Below are 14,703 nucleotides of genomic sequence, written 5' to 3' on the forward strand. Positions count from 1 at the left end.
ATGAACTATTTACTAAATTTCAACACATTTCTACTCTTCCCAGAGATTTTCCGGATAAAGACCTTCTTTTTTCAGATTGCGGATCGCTTCTACGACAACCGGTTTGTCTTCTTTATAAGTTACGCCGTACCATTTATCTGCCGACGGAAGAACCGCTGCTGTTGCGCGGTCTGCCTCCAGAAGATTGCTTACGACTGCCGGCAGGAAATATTCACACTTCATCGGATTTTCAGTAAGTCCTTTCTTCAGGAACTGTGGAAATTCTGCTTTCAGCTCGTCCAGTATGCTTCTCGTAAATCCCCACATATTCATGGAAACCAGTGTATCCTCTGGTAAATTTTCCCAGGTTTCTCCATCATTTTCAGTAAATGCAATCTTACCGTCACGCTTCTCAATGCGGGTTCTTTCGGTAATATTTACCAGTTCCCCCTCTTCATTGGTCGTACAGATTCCTCTTGCCACATGACCATTGTCTGTTACTGTATTCTTCAGAAGATATCCGACCATCGCATAACGATACTTATCATCATCCTCATGCTCAGACAGATAATTATAAATTGCTTCAAACGCATGTTTTCCATAATAATCATCTGCATTGATAACAGCAAATGGCCCGTCGATCTCATCAATGCAGCTGAGGACTGCATGTCCGGTTCCCCACGGTTTCACTCTGCCTTCCGGAACTTCAAAACCTTCCGGAATATTGTTGATATCCTGAAATACATAAGAAACCTCCATATATTTTGCCATACGGTTTCCTACTGCTTCTCTGAAACTGTCTTCATTTTCTTTCTTTATAATAAAAATAACCTTCTCAAATCCGGCTCTTTTTGCATCAAACAGGGAAAAATCCATAATGATGTGTCCCTCTTTATCAACTGGATCGATCTGTTTAAGTCCGCCATAACGGCTTCCCATTCCTGCTGCCATAATTACTAAAACTGGTTTTTTCATAATTGATTCTCCAATTCTTTTTTAGATTTCAAAACTTTCTCTTTCTTATTCTAACCCCAAATGACTCCTTTTTCAATCGTCTGCCAGACAGAAAAACAGTAAAAAAACAGGACTTCCAAAATGGAAATCCTGTTCTGATCATATTCGATTAATCCTGAACGTATGGCATTAAAGCGATATGTCTTGCTCTCTTGATTGCTACTGTAAGAGCTCTCTGATGTTTTGCACAGTTTCCTGTGATTCTTCTCGGAAGGATTTTTCCTCTCTCAGAAACATATTTCTTTAATTTTGCTGTATCTTTGTAATCGATTTCGTTGTTTTCTTTACCACAGAATACACAAACTTTTTTTCTTCTGCGTCCGCCTCTTCTCTTCATTGGAGAATCCGGTCTGTTTCCTTTTTCGAATGCCATTGTACACATCTCCTTTCAACCTTAATTAAACGGTAACTCCTCATCAATTCCGTCTGGAATGTTCATGAAACCGTCACCTGCATCAGCGCTTGGCGCCGGTGCCGGGGCTGCCTGATAAGACTGTGTATTAGCACTGCTAGCATTCTTACTTTCTGCGAATTCCTGTTCCTCAACAACAACTTCTGTTGTATAGACCTTTACACCATCCCTGTTGGTATAGCTTCCGGTCTGGATTCTTCCGCAAACCACTACGCGCATTCCCTGACGGAAATAACGTTCTGTAAATTCAGCACTCTTTCCGAACACAACACAGTTAATAAAATCTGCGGTCTGTTCTCCGTCACGCTTGAATCTGCGGTCTACAGCTAATGTATATCTTGCAATAGCGAGAGCGTTCTCACCTTGTGAATATCTCACTTCAGGATCTCTTGTCAGACGTCCCATTAAAACTACTTTATTCATACGTTGCCTCTTTCTAAGCTTCCTGTTTCACGCATAAATATCTGATTACACCATCCATGATACGAATTCTTTCTTCGATTTCGCCTGGTGTTGTTGTTTCAGATTCAAAGTGAATGAAGTAGTAGTAAGCTTCTTTCATCTTCTGGATTTCGTAAGCTAATCTCTTCTTTCCCCATTCGTCAACGTCAGTAATGTTACCACCGAAACGTGTAACAAGTGCTTTCACCTTTTCGATTACTTCTGCTCTGGCGTCGTCTTCGAGTTTTGCGCTGACAACAACTGCTAATTCATATTTGCTCATGTCCTGCACCTCCTTATGGTCTTTTGGCTCCCGGATCCGCCGGGAACAAGGATAAATAATATATCACAAGTTGGTATGATATCATAATTCAGGCTTTGTTTCAAGCCTTTTTTCTTATTTCTTTTGTATTTTTTTCAACCAGTCTGCGCGGTACCATTACCTGATGTCCGCATCCCTGGCATTTCAGGCGAAAATCCGCCCCTACTCTCAGGATCTCCCACTCTGAGCTTCCGCACGGATGCGGTTTTTTCATCCGAATCACATCTCCGACTTCAAATTTTGCTTCTGCTGCCATCTCTTTACTCCTCTTTTATTCTCCTGCCGGCTGTACATTTACCCTGACACCGTGTACGATCGTTCTGTCATCATTTCCCTCCCGTGTACAGGTGGACAACGTCACGATCTGCGAATCATTTCCCACTTCCACACCTGTATCATACAAAGAAGACGCCTTCGTTGCTTCAAGGAAGGATGCAAACGCCGCATCATCTGCGAACTGATATGTATAGCCTTCGGAAGTATCTTTTACCACTCCAACAGAATAAATCTGATAAGTAGCCACATTGCCATCCGGTGTATAAATATAGAAGGAAGGGTATTTTTCCCAGAAACTTTTTTCGTGATACTGCTCCAGCTCATTAAACATCGTTCCATTATACATATAATGTCCGTAAATGATCGTGTTTCTGTCATTAAAATCCGCATGATTATAAGCATTTACAAAAATCGTTCCTACGGTATTGTCATATCCTTTGAATGTCTTACTCAGATATTCTGAATTATCACTTCCCTGCACAACCGGATAATTGATCACCGCCGGTTCGTCAAAACGGATCCATGCAACCACATCCGGATTGATCTGTCTGAGTGCATCGAAATCCACGGAAAATCTGCTTCCATCCTGGTCGTCCGTCCCGTTCTCCTGTTCCCCCTTATCTTCCGTAACCGCAAGCTTTACCAGATCATCATACTCACTTTCCCCTTTGTGATATCCGTTAAAGATTTTATACAGCTGAAAGGCAGAAAATGCAAACACACAGATTGCAACGATCAAAATGACCGTACTGATGATTCCACCTTTTTTCTTGCGCCGGTCACGCCTGGAATGCTTTTCATCCCGGCCATGTTCTTTCCGTCCCATAATTTCCTCCTCTGCTTTTTATATATGATGTTCCCGGATTGCTCCATTGCCATGCAATCCCAGAAGTCCTATTTTCTTCCATATTTTCACGATATCAGCAGTATAACATACTTTTTAGAGTTTTTTAATAGAGAGTTTATTGATTTTTGTGTGGGCAGGCGTACAATGTAAACTATCGTATAGTATCATATTCTATAAATAAAAAAGATTGGATGAACATTATGAAAGAAAAACTGATGCGTTTTATGTATGGAAGGTACGGAGTAGATACCTTCGGCAAATTTCTCTTATGGAGCGGCGTAATTCTGATGCTGATCACAAGCATCTTCCATTTTCGTATTTTTTATGTAATTGGGTGGGCATTCGTGATATACTCTTACTATCGCATGTTTTCACGTCAGACCTACAAGCGTGCACTGGAAAACCAGAAATTTCTCCAGCACACTTCAAAGATCCGTGGATTTTTTGCAAAACAGAAGTATATGGCAGCGCAGCGCAAGACACACCACATTTACAAGTGTCCAAACTGCAAACAGAAGATTCGTGTCCCAAAGGGAAAAGGTAAAATTGAGATCCGCTGTCCAAAATGCCAGACTACTTTTATCAAAAAAAGCTAACGATCAGGAGAATAATCAATTATGCAGGATCCTTACTCAATACTCGGCGTTTCACGGGATGCTTCCGATGAGGATATCAAGAAAGCCTACCGCAAATTAAGCCGTATTTATCATCCGGATGCCAATATCAACAATCCAAATAAAGATCAGGCAGAAGCCAAATTCAAAGAAATCCAACAGGCTTACCAGCAGATCATGAAAGAAAAAGAAATGGGTGCTTCCGGATATACCGGAACAGGCTCCGGAGGTTATGGCGATGCCGGAAGCGGATACGGAGGTTTTGGCGGTTTTGGTCCATTCGGCGGTTTCTACGGTCAGTATACCAATCAGAATCAGCAGACAACCGAGACAGAAGAAGATATTCATCTGCGTGCCGCCGCCAATTATCTGAACAGTGGCCATTATAAAGAAGCTTTAAATGTCCTTTCAGGGATCAAAGACCGTTCTGCCAGATGGTACTATTACAGCTCTATCGCCAATTCCGGCATGGGCAATAATGTCCTTGCCCTGGAGCACGCCAAAGAAGCACTTCGTCTGGAGCCGTCCAACTATCAATATCAGTCCCTTGTCAGCCGTCTTGAAAATGGCGGGAGCTGGTATCGTACACAACAGACAATGTATGGCGGCACACCAACGATCAACAATGATTTCTGCGTGAAGCTCTGCATTGCCAACCTCATGTGCAATCTCTGCTGTGGCGGCGGTGGATTCTTCTGCGGTTCTCCTTATACATACCACTAAATAACAGGAGGAAATATTATATGTTAGATTATCTTGTTGTCTATGAGAGTGAGACAGGAAATACAAAAAAAATAGCAACAGAAATTTTTGCATCTCTTCCGGGGATGTCCAAAGATCTGATAAATCTTCATGAACGTACCGATTTCCCAGAGGCCAAAATTTATTTTGTCGGTTTCTGTGTTCACCGCGGAACCTGCAGCCTCGAGATCGGCAACTTCCTTTCCGGTCTGTCGTACAAATCCGTTGCTCTCTTTGGAACCTGCGGTGCCGGGAACAGCCCGGAATACTACAAAAAGATCGCATCCAGTGTCCGGATCTGGCTTGAAGACGACAATCGTTATCTTGGTTCTTTTATCTGCCAGGGGAAAATGCCACTTGCTGTCCGTCAAAAATATGAATCCTTGCTGAATACACCAGAAGATTGCGATTGCCAGCAAATCCGCCGGCAATTACAGAATTTTGACGAAGCAATGATTCATCCGACACGCACAGACCTTGAAAATGCGGCTCTTTTTGCTACCGAATGTATAGAAAAAGTTAAGTCTATGTAAAAAAAGTGTAAAAAAATATCGTTTCAGTCTACCTATGGAAACTTTCTTGTTATATAATAAGGGTGTCGTATAGCGTCACTTTGTGTGATCTGCATGCAGACTTTTCATATTTAAAGTAGCTGTACGATATTTTTTTTGCGACAAAATGTAAACTAATGCTTAAAGAAAAGGAAAACAAAATTATGGGAATTACAATGGTTTTGTCATTACTCAGTGGGGTAGCCCTGTTTTTATACGGTATGTCACTGATGGGCGACAGTCTGAAAAAAGTTGCCGGCAATAAGCTTGAACTGATTTTATACAGGCTGACCAACACTCCTCTGAAAGGACTTCTGCTGGGTACTGTCGTAACCGCTATCATTCAGTCATCCTCTGCAACGACAGTTATGGTAGTCGGATTTGTAAACTCTGGTATGATGAAGGTCGCACAGGCAATTGGTATCATCATGGGTGCCAACATCGGAACCAGTATCACCGGATGGATCTTATGTCTCTCCTACATTGATGGTTCCAGCGGAATCGCGCAGCTTTTATCAACCGCTACAATTTCTGCAATCGTAGCAATCATCGGAATTATTTTCCGTACATTCATCAAGAAAAAACCGTATTCTGATATTGGTGACATCATGCTTGGCTTTGCGATCCTGATGATCGGGATGCAGACCATGAGCGGTGCTGTCTCTCCTCTGAAAGAGAATCCGCATTTCGTCAGACTTCTGACCATGTTCACGAATCCATTTATGGGAATCCTTGTCGGGATCGTATTTACAGCAGTTTTACAGAGCGCTTCTGCTTCTGTAGGTATCCTCCAGGCACTGTCCATTACCGGATCGATCACCTTTGCAGCTGCACTTCCGATCACAATGGGTATCGGCGTTGGTGCCGCATGTCCGGTTCTTCTTTCCTCAATCGGAACGAACAAGAACGGAAAGCGTACTGCTCTGATCTATCTGCTGAACGATTTATTTGGTATGATTTTCTGGTCCATCGTATTCTATTCTGCAAATGCCATCGTGCATTTCCCATTTATGGGTGAAATTATGTCGCCTTTCCGTGTGGCACTTTTGAATACGGTATTCCGGCTTCTGACAATCCTTGTTCTTGCTCCATTTATCGGCAAGATTGAAAAGCTTGTCTTCTTCCTTATTAAAGATACCGATGAAGACAACGAAGAGCAGGCAGATTTCGATCTTCTTGAGGAACGTTTCCTCAATTATCCGCCACTGGCAATCACACAGAGCCAGCTTGCAGTCAACGGAATGGCAAAGAAAGCATACAAAAATATCCGTCGCGCCCTTGCACTGCTGAAAGATTTTTCAGATAATAAGTTCAACAAAATTCAGGAAAAGGAAAATCTGATCGACAAATACGAAGATAAACTGGGAACCTATCTGATGCAGCTCAATATGCATGACCTGACACCGGAACAGTCCAAACAGACCGCCAAGTTCCTTCATACGATCAGTGATTTTGAACGTCTGGGTGACCATGCAGTCAATATTTCCCGTGTTGCACAGGAACTTCATGAAAAATCACGTATTTTTTCAGATGCAGCCAAATACGAGCTTCATGTTCTTGAATCCGCATTAAAAGAGCTCCTTGATCTCACGATCAATTCATTTGTAGATGAAGACCTTGTAAATGCTGCCAAAGTAGAACCGCTTCGCGAACTGATCGGTATTTTATGCAACGATTTGAAAATGCGTCATATTAAAAGGCTCCGTAACGGGCAGTGTGATCTGAACACCGGATTTGCATTTAACGATCTGCTCACCAACTATGATCGTATTGCAGCCCACTGTTCTAACATTGCCGTTGCAATCCTGGAACTGGATTCTTCCAATTTCGATATGCACGAATACACTAAGAGTGTACGGAAATTGAAAGACAACAATTATGTATCCACCTTTGATTATTACGAGCAGAAATATAATATCAATGGTTATCAGCCGGAAGCGGAACAGGATACAAAAGCAGCCGCAAAAAACCCGGTCAAAGCTGTTGAATCCAAAAAATAATCTTACAACAAGAAAGGAATCTGCTGTAATGTCTTCTTTAAATATTTCATCACAGGCGCACATTGCCAGTCAGTCCGTCATCCTAGGTGATGTCACCATCGGTGCTGACTCAAGCGTATTCTATTACGCAGTCGTCCGTGGCGACGAGGCATCGATCACGATTGGCAGGCGCAGCAATATCCAGGATAACAGTACCGTCCATGTAGATTACGGTTTTCCGACCGTTATCGGTGATGATGTCACTGTTGGTCACAACTGTGTGATCCACGGCTGTACAATTGGTGACGCGTCTCTAATCGGGATGGGAAGTACGATTTTAAACGGTGCAAAGATTGGAAAGCATTGCCTGATCGGTGCCGGAAGTCTGGTTACTCAGAACACAGTTATTCCGGATGGAATGCTGGTTATCGGAAGCCCGGCAAAAGTAAAAAGACCTCTTACTGAGGAAGAGATCCAGTCAGTTTATAAAAATGCTGCGGATTATGTTGCATTATCGGCTGCGCAGTTTGAATAGAATATCAAATCTGAAATATGTACACTAGTAAAAAAAGTATCGAAAATCATTTATGTTTGATTTTCGATACCTTTTTTATCTACTACAACACTTTATTTTTCATCCACGATCTGGAACACATAGAATTTAAGATAATACGATTCTTCTGCAGACCACAGAATCGGATGATCCGGTGCCTGTGTCCGGTATTCTACCTGTCTGATCCTCTTATGCACATTCTGCGCTGCCTGGTGGATCGTCTTCGTAAAAAGCTCATAATCCATAAAATGCGAGCAGGAACAGGTTGCCAGATATCCGCCTGGTTTTACCAGCTTCATTCCGCGCATATTGATCTCACGATATCCCTTTGTCGCATTCTTGATCGTCTTACGGGATTTGGTAAATGCAGGTGGATCCAGGATTACCACATCATACTGCTTTCCTTCTTCTTCCAGCTTTGGAAGCAGGTCAAATACATCTGCACAGACAAATTCAACTCTATCCTCTAATCCATTGAGTCTTGCGTTCTCTCTTGCCTGTTCTATGCCAAGTTCTGAAGCATCTACACCTGTCACATGCTTTGCCCCTGCAATCCCTGCATTCAGCGCAAAAGAGCCTGTGTGCGTGAAGCAGTCCAGCACCTCTGCATCCTTGCAAAGTCTCTGGATTGCCAGACGATTGTATTTCTGATCCAGGAAAAATCCTGTCTTCTGTCCGTCTTTGACATCAACCATATATCTGACACCATTTTCCACAATCTCAACTTTGGTATCAAATTCTTCACCGATAAAGCCTTTGACTCTCTCCATGCCTTCATTCTGACGAACCTTTGCATCGCTTCGTTCATACACGCCACGGATCGTAATTCCATCTTCTGAAAGTACCGCTTTCAGAATGTCCACGATTTCTTCTTTCATCCGGTCAATTCCGAGTGCAAGAGACTCTACAACCAACACATCCGAGAATTTATCAATCACCAGTCCGGGAAGAAAATCCGCTTCCCCGAAAATCACACGGCAGCTTGATGTATCTACTGTCTTTTTCCGGTATTCCCACGCATCTCTCACCCGCATTTCCAGAAATGCATGATCGATCTCCTGATCCTGCTTTCTTGTCATCATACGGATCCGGATCTTAGAATTCATATTGATAAATCCTCTTCCCATTCCGTACCCGTCAAAATCATGGACGATCACAATATCACCATTCTCAAATTCTCCCATAATCGAATCAATTTCATTATCGAATATCCAGGCGCCGCCTGATTTCAGCAGACGTCCCTCACCCTTTTTCAATGTCACTATAGCCTGACGCATCTTTTCTCCTTCCACATACTCTTACGTATTCTTCTGCAAATATTATCCACGGAGTCCTGCAATGATCCGACCTGGATAGAGCAGAAGATCCAGTCCATCCTGCATAGATCTGACACAGAGATCCGCATTTTTCAATAATTTCCCATAGACCCCTTCCCGGTCCATAACAGCGATGGAAAGCGCCGCCTCTTTCAGCATCCACTCATCGTTTCTGCCATTACCGATTGCCACACAGCGTTTTGCACCGGTTGCTTTTACCAATTCCCTTTTATACTCCTTTGCATTACCTGTCGGAAATGTCTCCAGGATCACCGGAAGCCCTTCGCACTGCGCTTTCGCATTTCCATGCGTATCTGCAGTCAGTACATAAATTCGGAACTGCTCTGAAAGTGCGATAAGACGTTCCTTCACACTCGGCGGGATCACGCCGTCCACAGCGATCGTCCCGTTCATATCTAAAAATATCGTATCAAGTTCTAATGTTTTATATTCCGGAATAACCAGTTTCATAGGAACTCCTTTCCTGCCATCTGGCATGTTGCTTTTTCTATTATAATACATATTTCATACAGACTCCACATATTTTGTAACAACTGATTTATCTGATAAAGAGGAGGATTGTAAATATGAAACCAGTTGTTGGAATCTTATGCTGTGGCTTCGACGGCAAAAACCAGTTTGTAACCGATACCTATGTGCGGGCAGTCCGCATTTCCGGAGGAATCCCCCTACTGATACCGATTCTTCCTCAGGACTTCCCGATCAATTCTTATCTTGACATATGCGATGGATTTCTGCTCCCCGGAGGAGGTGATTTTACACCGTTTCTCTTCAATGAAGATCCACTTCCAGGTGTAGGACAGACCAATCTTTCTGTAGATCTTTTCCAGATTCATTTTGCAGAGGAAATCTTAAAACGTCATCTTCCGGTAATCGGCATCTGCCGGGGTATGCAGGTGCTCAACGCCGCCTGTGGCGGAAGTATCTACCAGGATCTTTCCTGTCAGCCCGGAGATCCTTTTCTGCATATGCAGACCTCACAGAACCGCAGCGATATGTGGCACCAGATTTTCATCGCCAAAGACAGCCATCTTCATGAACTGACCGGAGACACTCTGTATACCAATAGTTTCCACCATCAGTCCGTTCATCTGCTCGGAAAAAATGTCCATGCATGTGCACACACTTCTGATGGCACAGTTGAGGCAATTGAAATCGAAGGACAGCCTTTTGCACTTGGCGTTCAGTGGCATCCGGAATCCATGTTTTTTACTTCTCCATGTATGCGGGAATTGTTTTCGCTTTTCGTCCGGTCGATGCTTCCCGGAACAGACTAAATCCCTTTTGTCGGGCTGCAGACTCTGCTGTCTGCGGTCCCTTCAGAATATATGTATAATATGTTCACAAACGTTCATAATTCTTTCAAATTATAAACACACTTTTTTCACAAGATACGAGTATACTAATAATTGTCAAAAGGAAATAAACCTTTTCACATAATAAAATTTTTCTTTTTCATAAACGCCGATATTCGGGAGACCGGATATCGGCTCTCCTCATTTTCAGGGGTTATCTCAGATATTCCAGAAGTCCTCGCAGGTCTGGAACGACATGATCTGCCATCTTTTTGATCTCTTCGTCTGCAGGTGTCAGATCCGGAACCATCGTCACATGGCAGCCCGCCTGGTAAGCCGCATTTACCCCGTTCGGTGAATCTTCGACCGCCATGCACTCTTCAGGCTTCCGCCCGATCTTCTCACAGGCATAGAGATACACATCCGGTCTCGGTTTTCCCAATTTCACCATAGATGCACTGATGATCTCATCAAACAGCTCTTTAAATCCGACCATTTCCAGATAACGCACAGCCCTGTCTTCCGCTGTAGCCGTCACGACTGCCGTCTGATAACCACGTCTTTTCAGCTCCTTGATCGTCTCTTCCACATACGGTTTCTTCTCAATTCCGAAACGCGCAATATGATCACTCATCAGCTCCTGTCTGCGCCGTCTGAGCTCATCGTATGGGAAATCCTCTCCAAAAATTCCCTTCATCTGCTCTCTTGCAAATACGGATGCACAGCTGCGGAATTTGTATGCCGTTTCCAGATCCAACCGGTATCCCGCCTCCCGCATTGCCTTTTGTTTGTATACTGTCAGATATTTCTCTGTATCGATCAGGATGCCATCCATATCAAAAAGTACTGCTTTCATCTTGTCCTCCTGTAGTATATTTCATTTTGTAAAAACAATTACTTTCTATATCATACCATTCCCTTCAGGAAGAAAAAAGACGGAGATTTTATTCTCCGCCTTTTGAATGTTTGCTTATATCTATTTTGTACTTTCTGTGCTGCCGGTACTTCCTGTACTGTTTGAACCGCTTTCACTACTGTCAGATGAAGTACTTTTCACCTGCTTGCAGTTGTCTGCTACCCAGTCTTCTACGATATCCAGTCTTGCTGTCTTCTCCAGATTCTCAAGGTTTCCGGCATCTTCCAGTGCTTTTTTGAGTGCATCTACATCTTCGTATCCGTAAGCCTTTGCGTACTCCTTATACTTCTTCTCAAGCGTCTTATCTGACACATCGATCTTTGCTTTCTCAATGATCAGATCTGCCGCAAGGTTGGCCTTTACCTGATCCTTTGCAGCCTGGGTTGCCTTTGAATTAAAAGTTTCCTCATCCATATTCATATACTGTTTAAGGAAATCTGCAAAATCAAGATTATAATAAGATGCCATATTCTTATACTGTGTCTTGATCGAACTGATCATATTCTTCAGATCCTTCTTCGGATACTTGTTCACAGTTGTGTTCTCAAGTACTGCTTTCCAGGCATTTTCCTTGATTGTATTCTGCTGGTTTTCTTTGCTGGTTTTTTTCAGAGATTTTTTGATTTCCTTTTTGTACTCTTCCACCGTCTTGGAAGTATCAGATACACTCTGTACAAATTCATCGGTAAGTTCCGGTACATCGGTCTGGCTAATTCCCTTCAGTGTAACGGTAAATACAACTGCCTGACCTGCAAGATCTTCATTTCCATAGTTCTCCGGGAAAGTCAGATTCAGATCAAAAGTATCGCCAATATTGTGTCCGACAACGCCATCCTCAAATCCATCAATAAACTGACCACTTCCTAATGTAAGCTGTGCATCTGTCGCTGTTCCGCCTTTAAATGCCTCACCATCTTTCTTTCCTTCGTAGTCGATCGTTACTGTATCTCCAGTTTGTGCTGCACGGTCTGTAACTTCTGTTGTAGTTGACTTAGACTGAAGCACACTGTTGATCTGTGTTTCTACATCATTATCCGATATCGCATCCGCATCTACTTTATCAATCTCCACACCTTTATATTTTGTAATCGTAACATAATCATTGGAAATCTCACTGGAGCATCCGGTAAGAAGTAATGACAATGCACAGATACCTGCTGCCAGTACTGTTAATTTCTTTTTCATTTTCTTTTACACCTCTTATATCTTCATTCTCTCTGACTGTCTGAATCACTCACATCAGAGCGCTACATATGATTATAACACATAATCTGTCATTGAAAAGGGATTTCCCAAAATTCACATTTATTTCAGATTTTCCATTACTTTCAAAAAGCCGCCAAAAACTTCAAATTACTTGCACTTGTCTACAAACAATGCTACAATAAGCTATGTGTAAATATGATTTGAGGAGGAAAACCCGTGAGTAAGATAACGATCGTATTACTGGTAATTCTTGCCGTACTGCTTATCGCCCTGGTTGTTCTGTATTTCCTCGGTAAGAAAGCGCAGAAAAAGCAGGCAGAACAGGAAGAGATGATTGCAGCTGCTGCACAGCAGGTCAACATCCTGATTATCGACAAAGGCAAGATGAAGCTTAAAGATGCCGGTTTCCCATCAGTTGTTCTTGAGAATACACCTAAGTATCTTCGTCGTTCAAAGGTACCGGTTGTCAAGGCAAAAGTCGGACCAAAGATTATGACTCTGATGTGTGATGCAAGCATCTATGATCTTATTCCAGTCAAAAAAGAAGTAAAAGCAACCGTAAGCGGTATTTACATCACTGCAGTAAAAGGAGTCAGAGGTTCTCTTGAGGCTCCACCTAAGAAAAAAGGATTCTGGGCAAGACTGCGGAACAAGTAACAATAAAAAGGGTAAATGATTCTGAGCCGATTGAATCATTTACCCTTTTTGTTTATTTTCCTGAAATTGCTTCCTCTGCCTGTGCTTTCGGTCTTATGCTCATTGCGATCCGGCAGTCTGCCGTCGCTTCATGATTCACATCAAGCCCGTACTCCACAGCAATATCAATTCGCTCATCATCCACATTCACATCCAGCTTCCGTGTATGAATTCCAACATGAAGCTGCCCATACGGTGTATCATAATATGTGACATTCATCTGATTCTTCTCAAATACCATATGTGCATTCGTAATTCCGCTCTTCATGATCTCCATCGAATCTTCACCGGTGATCTTGATCTTATTCTTAACCACCCCCGGAATCCCTTCCATTACTTCATCATAAAGAATATAATGCTTTCCGTTCTTCCAGTAATAGCTCGCCGGAGTGATCACTTCAATCGGCTCATTCTCTTCATTTTCTTCCGGATCTGCAAATGCCATATCATGTAGTCCGGAAATCGTCAATAATACATCCTGTGTCATACACGTCATCCAATCTGTCTGTTATTAGATGGCAAGCTGTTTTGCGATATCGTACTGGTACTCCGGAATTCCTTTCTGCATTGCCAGTGCTTCGTTGATATCAAAATCAATATACTCGCCATGTTTGTATCCTACTACACGGTTTGTCTTTCCTTCAAGAAGAAGATCTACAGCAAGAGATCCCATGATAGATGCATAAACTCTGTCTTTTGCTGTCGGGCTTCCTCCACGCTGCATATGACCAAGAATAGTAGCACGTGTCTCCATACCCGTCTCTTTTTCGATTCTCTTTGCCATATTCATAGAATCACCGATACCTTCGGCATTGATGATAATGTAATGCTTTTTACCGCGTTTTCTGCTTTCTTTGATGTCTGCAATGATCTTTGCTTCATCGTAGTCATGTTCCTCAGGAAGAAGAATCTTCTCTGCTCCATTGGCAATACCGCACCACAGTGCAAGGTATCCCGCATCACGTCCCATAACTTCGATAACACTACATCTTTCATGTGATGTAGATGTATCACGTACTTTGTCAATTGCTTCCATCGCTGTATTAACCGCTGTATCGAATCCGATTGTGTATTCTGTACATGCGATATCAAGATCGATCGTTCCCGGAAGTCCGATTGTATTTACTCCAAAATCAGATAATTTCTGTGCTCCCTTGAAGGAACCGTCTCCTCCGATAACTACCAGACCGTCAATTCCATATTTCTTACAGATTGCTGCTGCTTTCTGCTGTCCTTCTGGTGTACGCATTTCCTCGCAACGGGCTGTCAAAAGAATCGTTCCACCTCTCTGGATCGTGTCTGATACATCTCTGGCACTTAAATCAATAATTTCCTCGTTAAGAAGTCCTGAATAACCTCTTCTGATTCCTCTTACCTTCAGTCCTTTTCCCAATGCGGTTCTTACAACTGCACGGATTGCAGCGTTCATTCCCGGTGCGTCTCCACCACTGGTCAATACGCCGATAGTTCTGATTACTTTTTCTGCCATGATATGTCTCCTCCGTCTCTTCTACTTTGTAACTT

Annotated in this window: 19 protein-coding genes; 7 read left to right on the forward strand and 12 right to left on the reverse strand. The window is 42.8% G+C overall.

Annotation, left to right across the window (positions count from 1 at the left end; translation table 11 throughout):
• Positions 1-30 precede the first annotated feature (30 nt).
• The 6 genes from PGW42_RS07795 to srtB form a co-directional block, all read right to left on the reverse strand.
• Positions 31-954 (reverse strand): sugar phosphate nucleotidyltransferase, encoded by a 924-nt coding sequence (locus PGW42_RS07795; RefSeq protein WP_055247934.1) that lies wholly within the window; start codon positions 952-954, stop codon positions 31-33.
• 148 nt (positions 955-1,102) lie between these two features.
• Positions 1,103-1,366 carry a 30S ribosomal protein S18 gene (rpsR, locus tag PGW42_RS07800; RefSeq protein ID WP_008368909.1) on the reverse strand — a complete coding sequence of 88 codons (264 nt, stop codon included), beginning with the start codon at positions 1,364-1,366 and terminating at the stop codon, positions 1,103-1,105.
• A gap of 21 nt (positions 1,367-1,387) precedes the next feature.
• Complete coding sequence (locus PGW42_RS07805) at positions 1,388-1,828, reverse strand: single-stranded DNA-binding protein (protein ID WP_055155542.1); 441 nt, start codon at positions 1,826-1,828, stop codon at positions 1,388-1,390.
• A gap of 13 nt (positions 1,829-1,841) precedes the next feature.
• Complete coding sequence (rpsF, locus tag PGW42_RS07810; RefSeq protein WP_008368913.1) at positions 1,842-2,129, reverse strand: 30S ribosomal protein S6; 288 nt, start codon at positions 2,127-2,129, stop codon at positions 1,842-1,844.
• Positions 2,130-2,229: 100 nt separating this feature from the next.
• Complete coding sequence (locus PGW42_RS07815) at positions 2,230-2,424, reverse strand: DUF951 domain-containing protein (RefSeq protein ID WP_022221102.1); 195 nt, start codon at positions 2,422-2,424, stop codon at positions 2,230-2,232.
• A gap of 15 nt (positions 2,425-2,439) precedes the next feature.
• Positions 2,440-3,270, reverse strand: a complete 831-nt coding sequence (gene srtB / locus PGW42_RS07820; RefSeq protein ID WP_118199543.1) for a class B sortase — start codon at positions 3,268-3,270, stop codon at positions 2,440-2,442.
• A gap of 221 nt (positions 3,271-3,491) precedes the next feature.
• On the opposite strand from srtB, the gene PGW42_RS07825 reads away from it, so the two are divergent.
• From PGW42_RS07825 to PGW42_RS07845, 5 genes are all read left to right on the forward strand, one after another.
• A complete protein-coding gene (locus PGW42_RS07825; protein ID WP_022221103.1) occupies positions 3,492-3,887 on the forward strand; it encodes a hypothetical protein in 396 nt (131 codons plus the stop codon).
• A gap of 21 nt (positions 3,888-3,908) precedes the next feature.
• Positions 3,909-4,628, forward strand: coding sequence for a J domain-containing protein (locus PGW42_RS07830; RefSeq protein WP_195502476.1), 720 nt, complete (start codon positions 3,909-3,911; stop codon positions 4,626-4,628).
• A gap of 20 nt (positions 4,629-4,648) precedes the next feature.
• Positions 4,649-5,179, forward strand: a complete 531-nt coding sequence (bilS, locus tag PGW42_RS07835) for a flavodoxin family protein BilS (protein WP_270202942.1) — start codon at positions 4,649-4,651, stop codon at positions 5,177-5,179.
• A 182-nt stretch (positions 5,180-5,361) separates the two neighbouring features.
• The gene (locus PGW42_RS07840) at positions 5,362-7,197 is read left to right on the forward strand and encodes a Na/Pi cotransporter family protein (protein WP_270202941.1); all 1,836 of its coding nucleotides are present in this window, start codon (positions 5,362-5,364) and stop codon (positions 7,195-7,197) included.
• A 28-nt stretch (positions 7,198-7,225) separates the two neighbouring features.
• Entirely contained in the window at positions 7,226-7,711 is a 486-nt protein-coding gene (locus PGW42_RS07845; RefSeq protein WP_270202940.1) for a gamma carbonic anhydrase family protein, read from the forward strand.
• A gap of 92 nt (positions 7,712-7,803) precedes the next feature.
• Here PGW42_RS07845 and PGW42_RS07850 read toward each other — a convergent pair whose 3' ends face one another.
• Both PGW42_RS07850 and PGW42_RS07855 read right to left on the reverse strand, forming a co-directional pair.
• Entirely contained in the window at positions 7,804-9,006 is a 1,203-nt protein-coding gene (locus tag PGW42_RS07850; RefSeq protein WP_173692361.1) for a class I SAM-dependent rRNA methyltransferase, read from the reverse strand.
• Positions 9,007-9,048: 42 nt separating this feature from the next.
• Positions 9,049-9,516 (reverse strand): HAD family hydrolase, encoded by a 468-nt coding sequence (locus tag PGW42_RS07855; protein WP_022221108.1) that lies wholly within the window; start codon positions 9,514-9,516, stop codon positions 9,049-9,051.
• A gap of 116 nt (positions 9,517-9,632) precedes the next feature.
• Between PGW42_RS07855 and PGW42_RS07860 the strand changes: the two genes are divergently transcribed.
• Complete coding sequence (locus PGW42_RS07860) at positions 9,633-10,343, forward strand: gamma-glutamyl-gamma-aminobutyrate hydrolase family protein (protein WP_008368933.1); 711 nt, start codon at positions 9,633-9,635, stop codon at positions 10,341-10,343.
• A 232-nt stretch (positions 10,344-10,575) separates the two neighbouring features.
• Here the strand turns inward: PGW42_RS07860 and PGW42_RS07865 are convergent, their stop codons facing one another.
• Together PGW42_RS07865 and tig are read right to left on the reverse strand one after the other, a co-directional pair.
• The gene (locus PGW42_RS07865) at positions 10,576-11,217 is read right to left on the reverse strand and encodes an HAD family hydrolase (protein ID WP_270202939.1); all 642 of its coding nucleotides are present in this window, start codon (positions 11,215-11,217) and stop codon (positions 10,576-10,578) included.
• 120 nt (positions 11,218-11,337) lie between these two features.
• Entirely contained in the window at positions 11,338-12,462 is a 1,125-nt protein-coding gene (gene tig / locus PGW42_RS07870; RefSeq protein WP_270202938.1) for a trigger factor, read from the reverse strand.
• Positions 12,463-12,699: 237 nt separating this feature from the next.
• Here tig and PGW42_RS07875 point away from each other — a divergent pair, with 237 nt between their 5' ends.
• Positions 12,700-13,140, forward strand: a complete 441-nt coding sequence (locus tag PGW42_RS07875) for a hypothetical protein (RefSeq protein WP_117557988.1) — start codon at positions 12,700-12,702, stop codon at positions 13,138-13,140.
• A gap of 52 nt (positions 13,141-13,192) precedes the next feature.
• Here PGW42_RS07875 and PGW42_RS07880 read toward each other — a convergent pair whose 3' ends face one another.
• Together PGW42_RS07880 and pfkA are read right to left on the reverse strand one after the other, a co-directional pair.
• Positions 13,193-13,666 (reverse strand): DUF1934 domain-containing protein, encoded by a 474-nt coding sequence (locus PGW42_RS07880; protein WP_055247913.1) that lies wholly within the window; start codon positions 13,664-13,666, stop codon positions 13,193-13,195.
• Positions 13,667-13,690: 24 nt separating this feature from the next.
• The gene (gene pfkA / locus PGW42_RS07885; protein ID WP_055247911.1) at positions 13,691-14,668 is read right to left on the reverse strand and encodes a 6-phosphofructokinase; all 978 of its coding nucleotides are present in this window, start codon (positions 14,666-14,668) and stop codon (positions 13,691-13,693) included.
• Positions 14,669-14,703: the final 35 nt, after the last annotated feature.

The sequence above is a fragment of the Coprococcus sp. TM115-187 genome, assembly GCF_027679115.1.
Classification (GTDB): domain Bacteria; phylum Bacillota; class Clostridia; order Lachnospirales; family Lachnospiraceae; genus Allocoprococcus; species Allocoprococcus comes.

What these genes read in the sequence shown, in the direction of transcription:
- PGW42_RS07795 (WP_055247934.1), bottom strand. Translation starts at nt 954, where the DNA reads ATGAAAAAACCAGTTTTAGTAATTATGGCAGCAGGAATGGGAAGCCGT.
- rpsR (WP_008368909.1), bottom strand. Translation starts at nt 1,366, where the DNA reads ATGGCATTCGAAAAAGGAAACAGACCGGATTCTCCAATGAAGAGAAGA.
- PGW42_RS07805 (WP_055155542.1), bottom strand. Translation starts at nt 1,828, where the DNA reads ATGAATAAAGTAGTTTTAATGGGACGTCTGACAAGAGATCCTGAAGTG.
- rpsF (WP_008368913.1), bottom strand. Translation starts at nt 2,129, where the DNA reads ATGAGCAAATATGAATTAGCAGTTGTTGTCAGCGCAAAACTCGAAGAC.
- PGW42_RS07815 (WP_022221102.1), bottom strand. Translation starts at nt 2,424, where the DNA reads ATGGCAGCAGAAGCAAAATTTGAAGTCGGAGATGTGATTCGGATGAAA.
- srtB (WP_118199543.1), bottom strand. Translation starts at nt 3,270, where the DNA reads ATGGGACGGAAAGAACATGGCCGGGATGAAAAGCATTCCAGGCGTGAC.
- PGW42_RS07825 (WP_022221103.1), top strand. Translation starts at nt 3,492, where the DNA reads ATGAAAGAAAAACTGATGCGTTTTATGTATGGAAGGTACGGAGTAGAT.
- PGW42_RS07830 (WP_195502476.1), top strand. Translation starts at nt 3,909, where the DNA reads ATGCAGGATCCTTACTCAATACTCGGCGTTTCACGGGATGCTTCCGAT.
- bilS (WP_270202942.1), top strand. Translation starts at nt 4,649, where the DNA reads ATGTTAGATTATCTTGTTGTCTATGAGAGTGAGACAGGAAATACAAAA.
- PGW42_RS07840 (WP_270202941.1), top strand. Translation starts at nt 5,362, where the DNA reads ATGGGAATTACAATGGTTTTGTCATTACTCAGTGGGGTAGCCCTGTTT.
- PGW42_RS07845 (WP_270202940.1), top strand. Translation starts at nt 7,226, where the DNA reads ATGTCTTCTTTAAATATTTCATCACAGGCGCACATTGCCAGTCAGTCC.
- PGW42_RS07850 (WP_173692361.1), bottom strand. Translation starts at nt 9,006, where the DNA reads ATGCGTCAGGCTATAGTGACATTGAAAAAGGGTGAGGGACGTCTGCTG.
- PGW42_RS07855 (WP_022221108.1), bottom strand. Translation starts at nt 9,516, where the DNA reads ATGAAACTGGTTATTCCGGAATATAAAACATTAGAACTTGATACGATA.
- PGW42_RS07860 (WP_008368933.1), top strand. Translation starts at nt 9,633, where the DNA reads ATGAAACCAGTTGTTGGAATCTTATGCTGTGGCTTCGACGGCAAAAAC.
- PGW42_RS07865 (WP_270202939.1), bottom strand. Translation starts at nt 11,217, where the DNA reads ATGAAAGCAGTACTTTTTGATATGGATGGCATCCTGATCGATACAGAG.
- tig (WP_270202938.1), bottom strand. Translation starts at nt 12,462, where the DNA reads ATGAAAAAGAAATTAACAGTACTGGCAGCAGGTATCTGTGCATTGTCA.
- PGW42_RS07880 (WP_055247913.1), bottom strand. Translation starts at nt 13,666, where the DNA reads ATGACACAGGATGTATTATTGACGATTTCCGGACTACATGATATGGCA.
- pfkA (WP_055247911.1), bottom strand. Translation starts at nt 14,668, where the DNA reads ATGGCAGAAAAAGTAATCAGAACTATCGGCGTATTGACCAGTGGTGGA.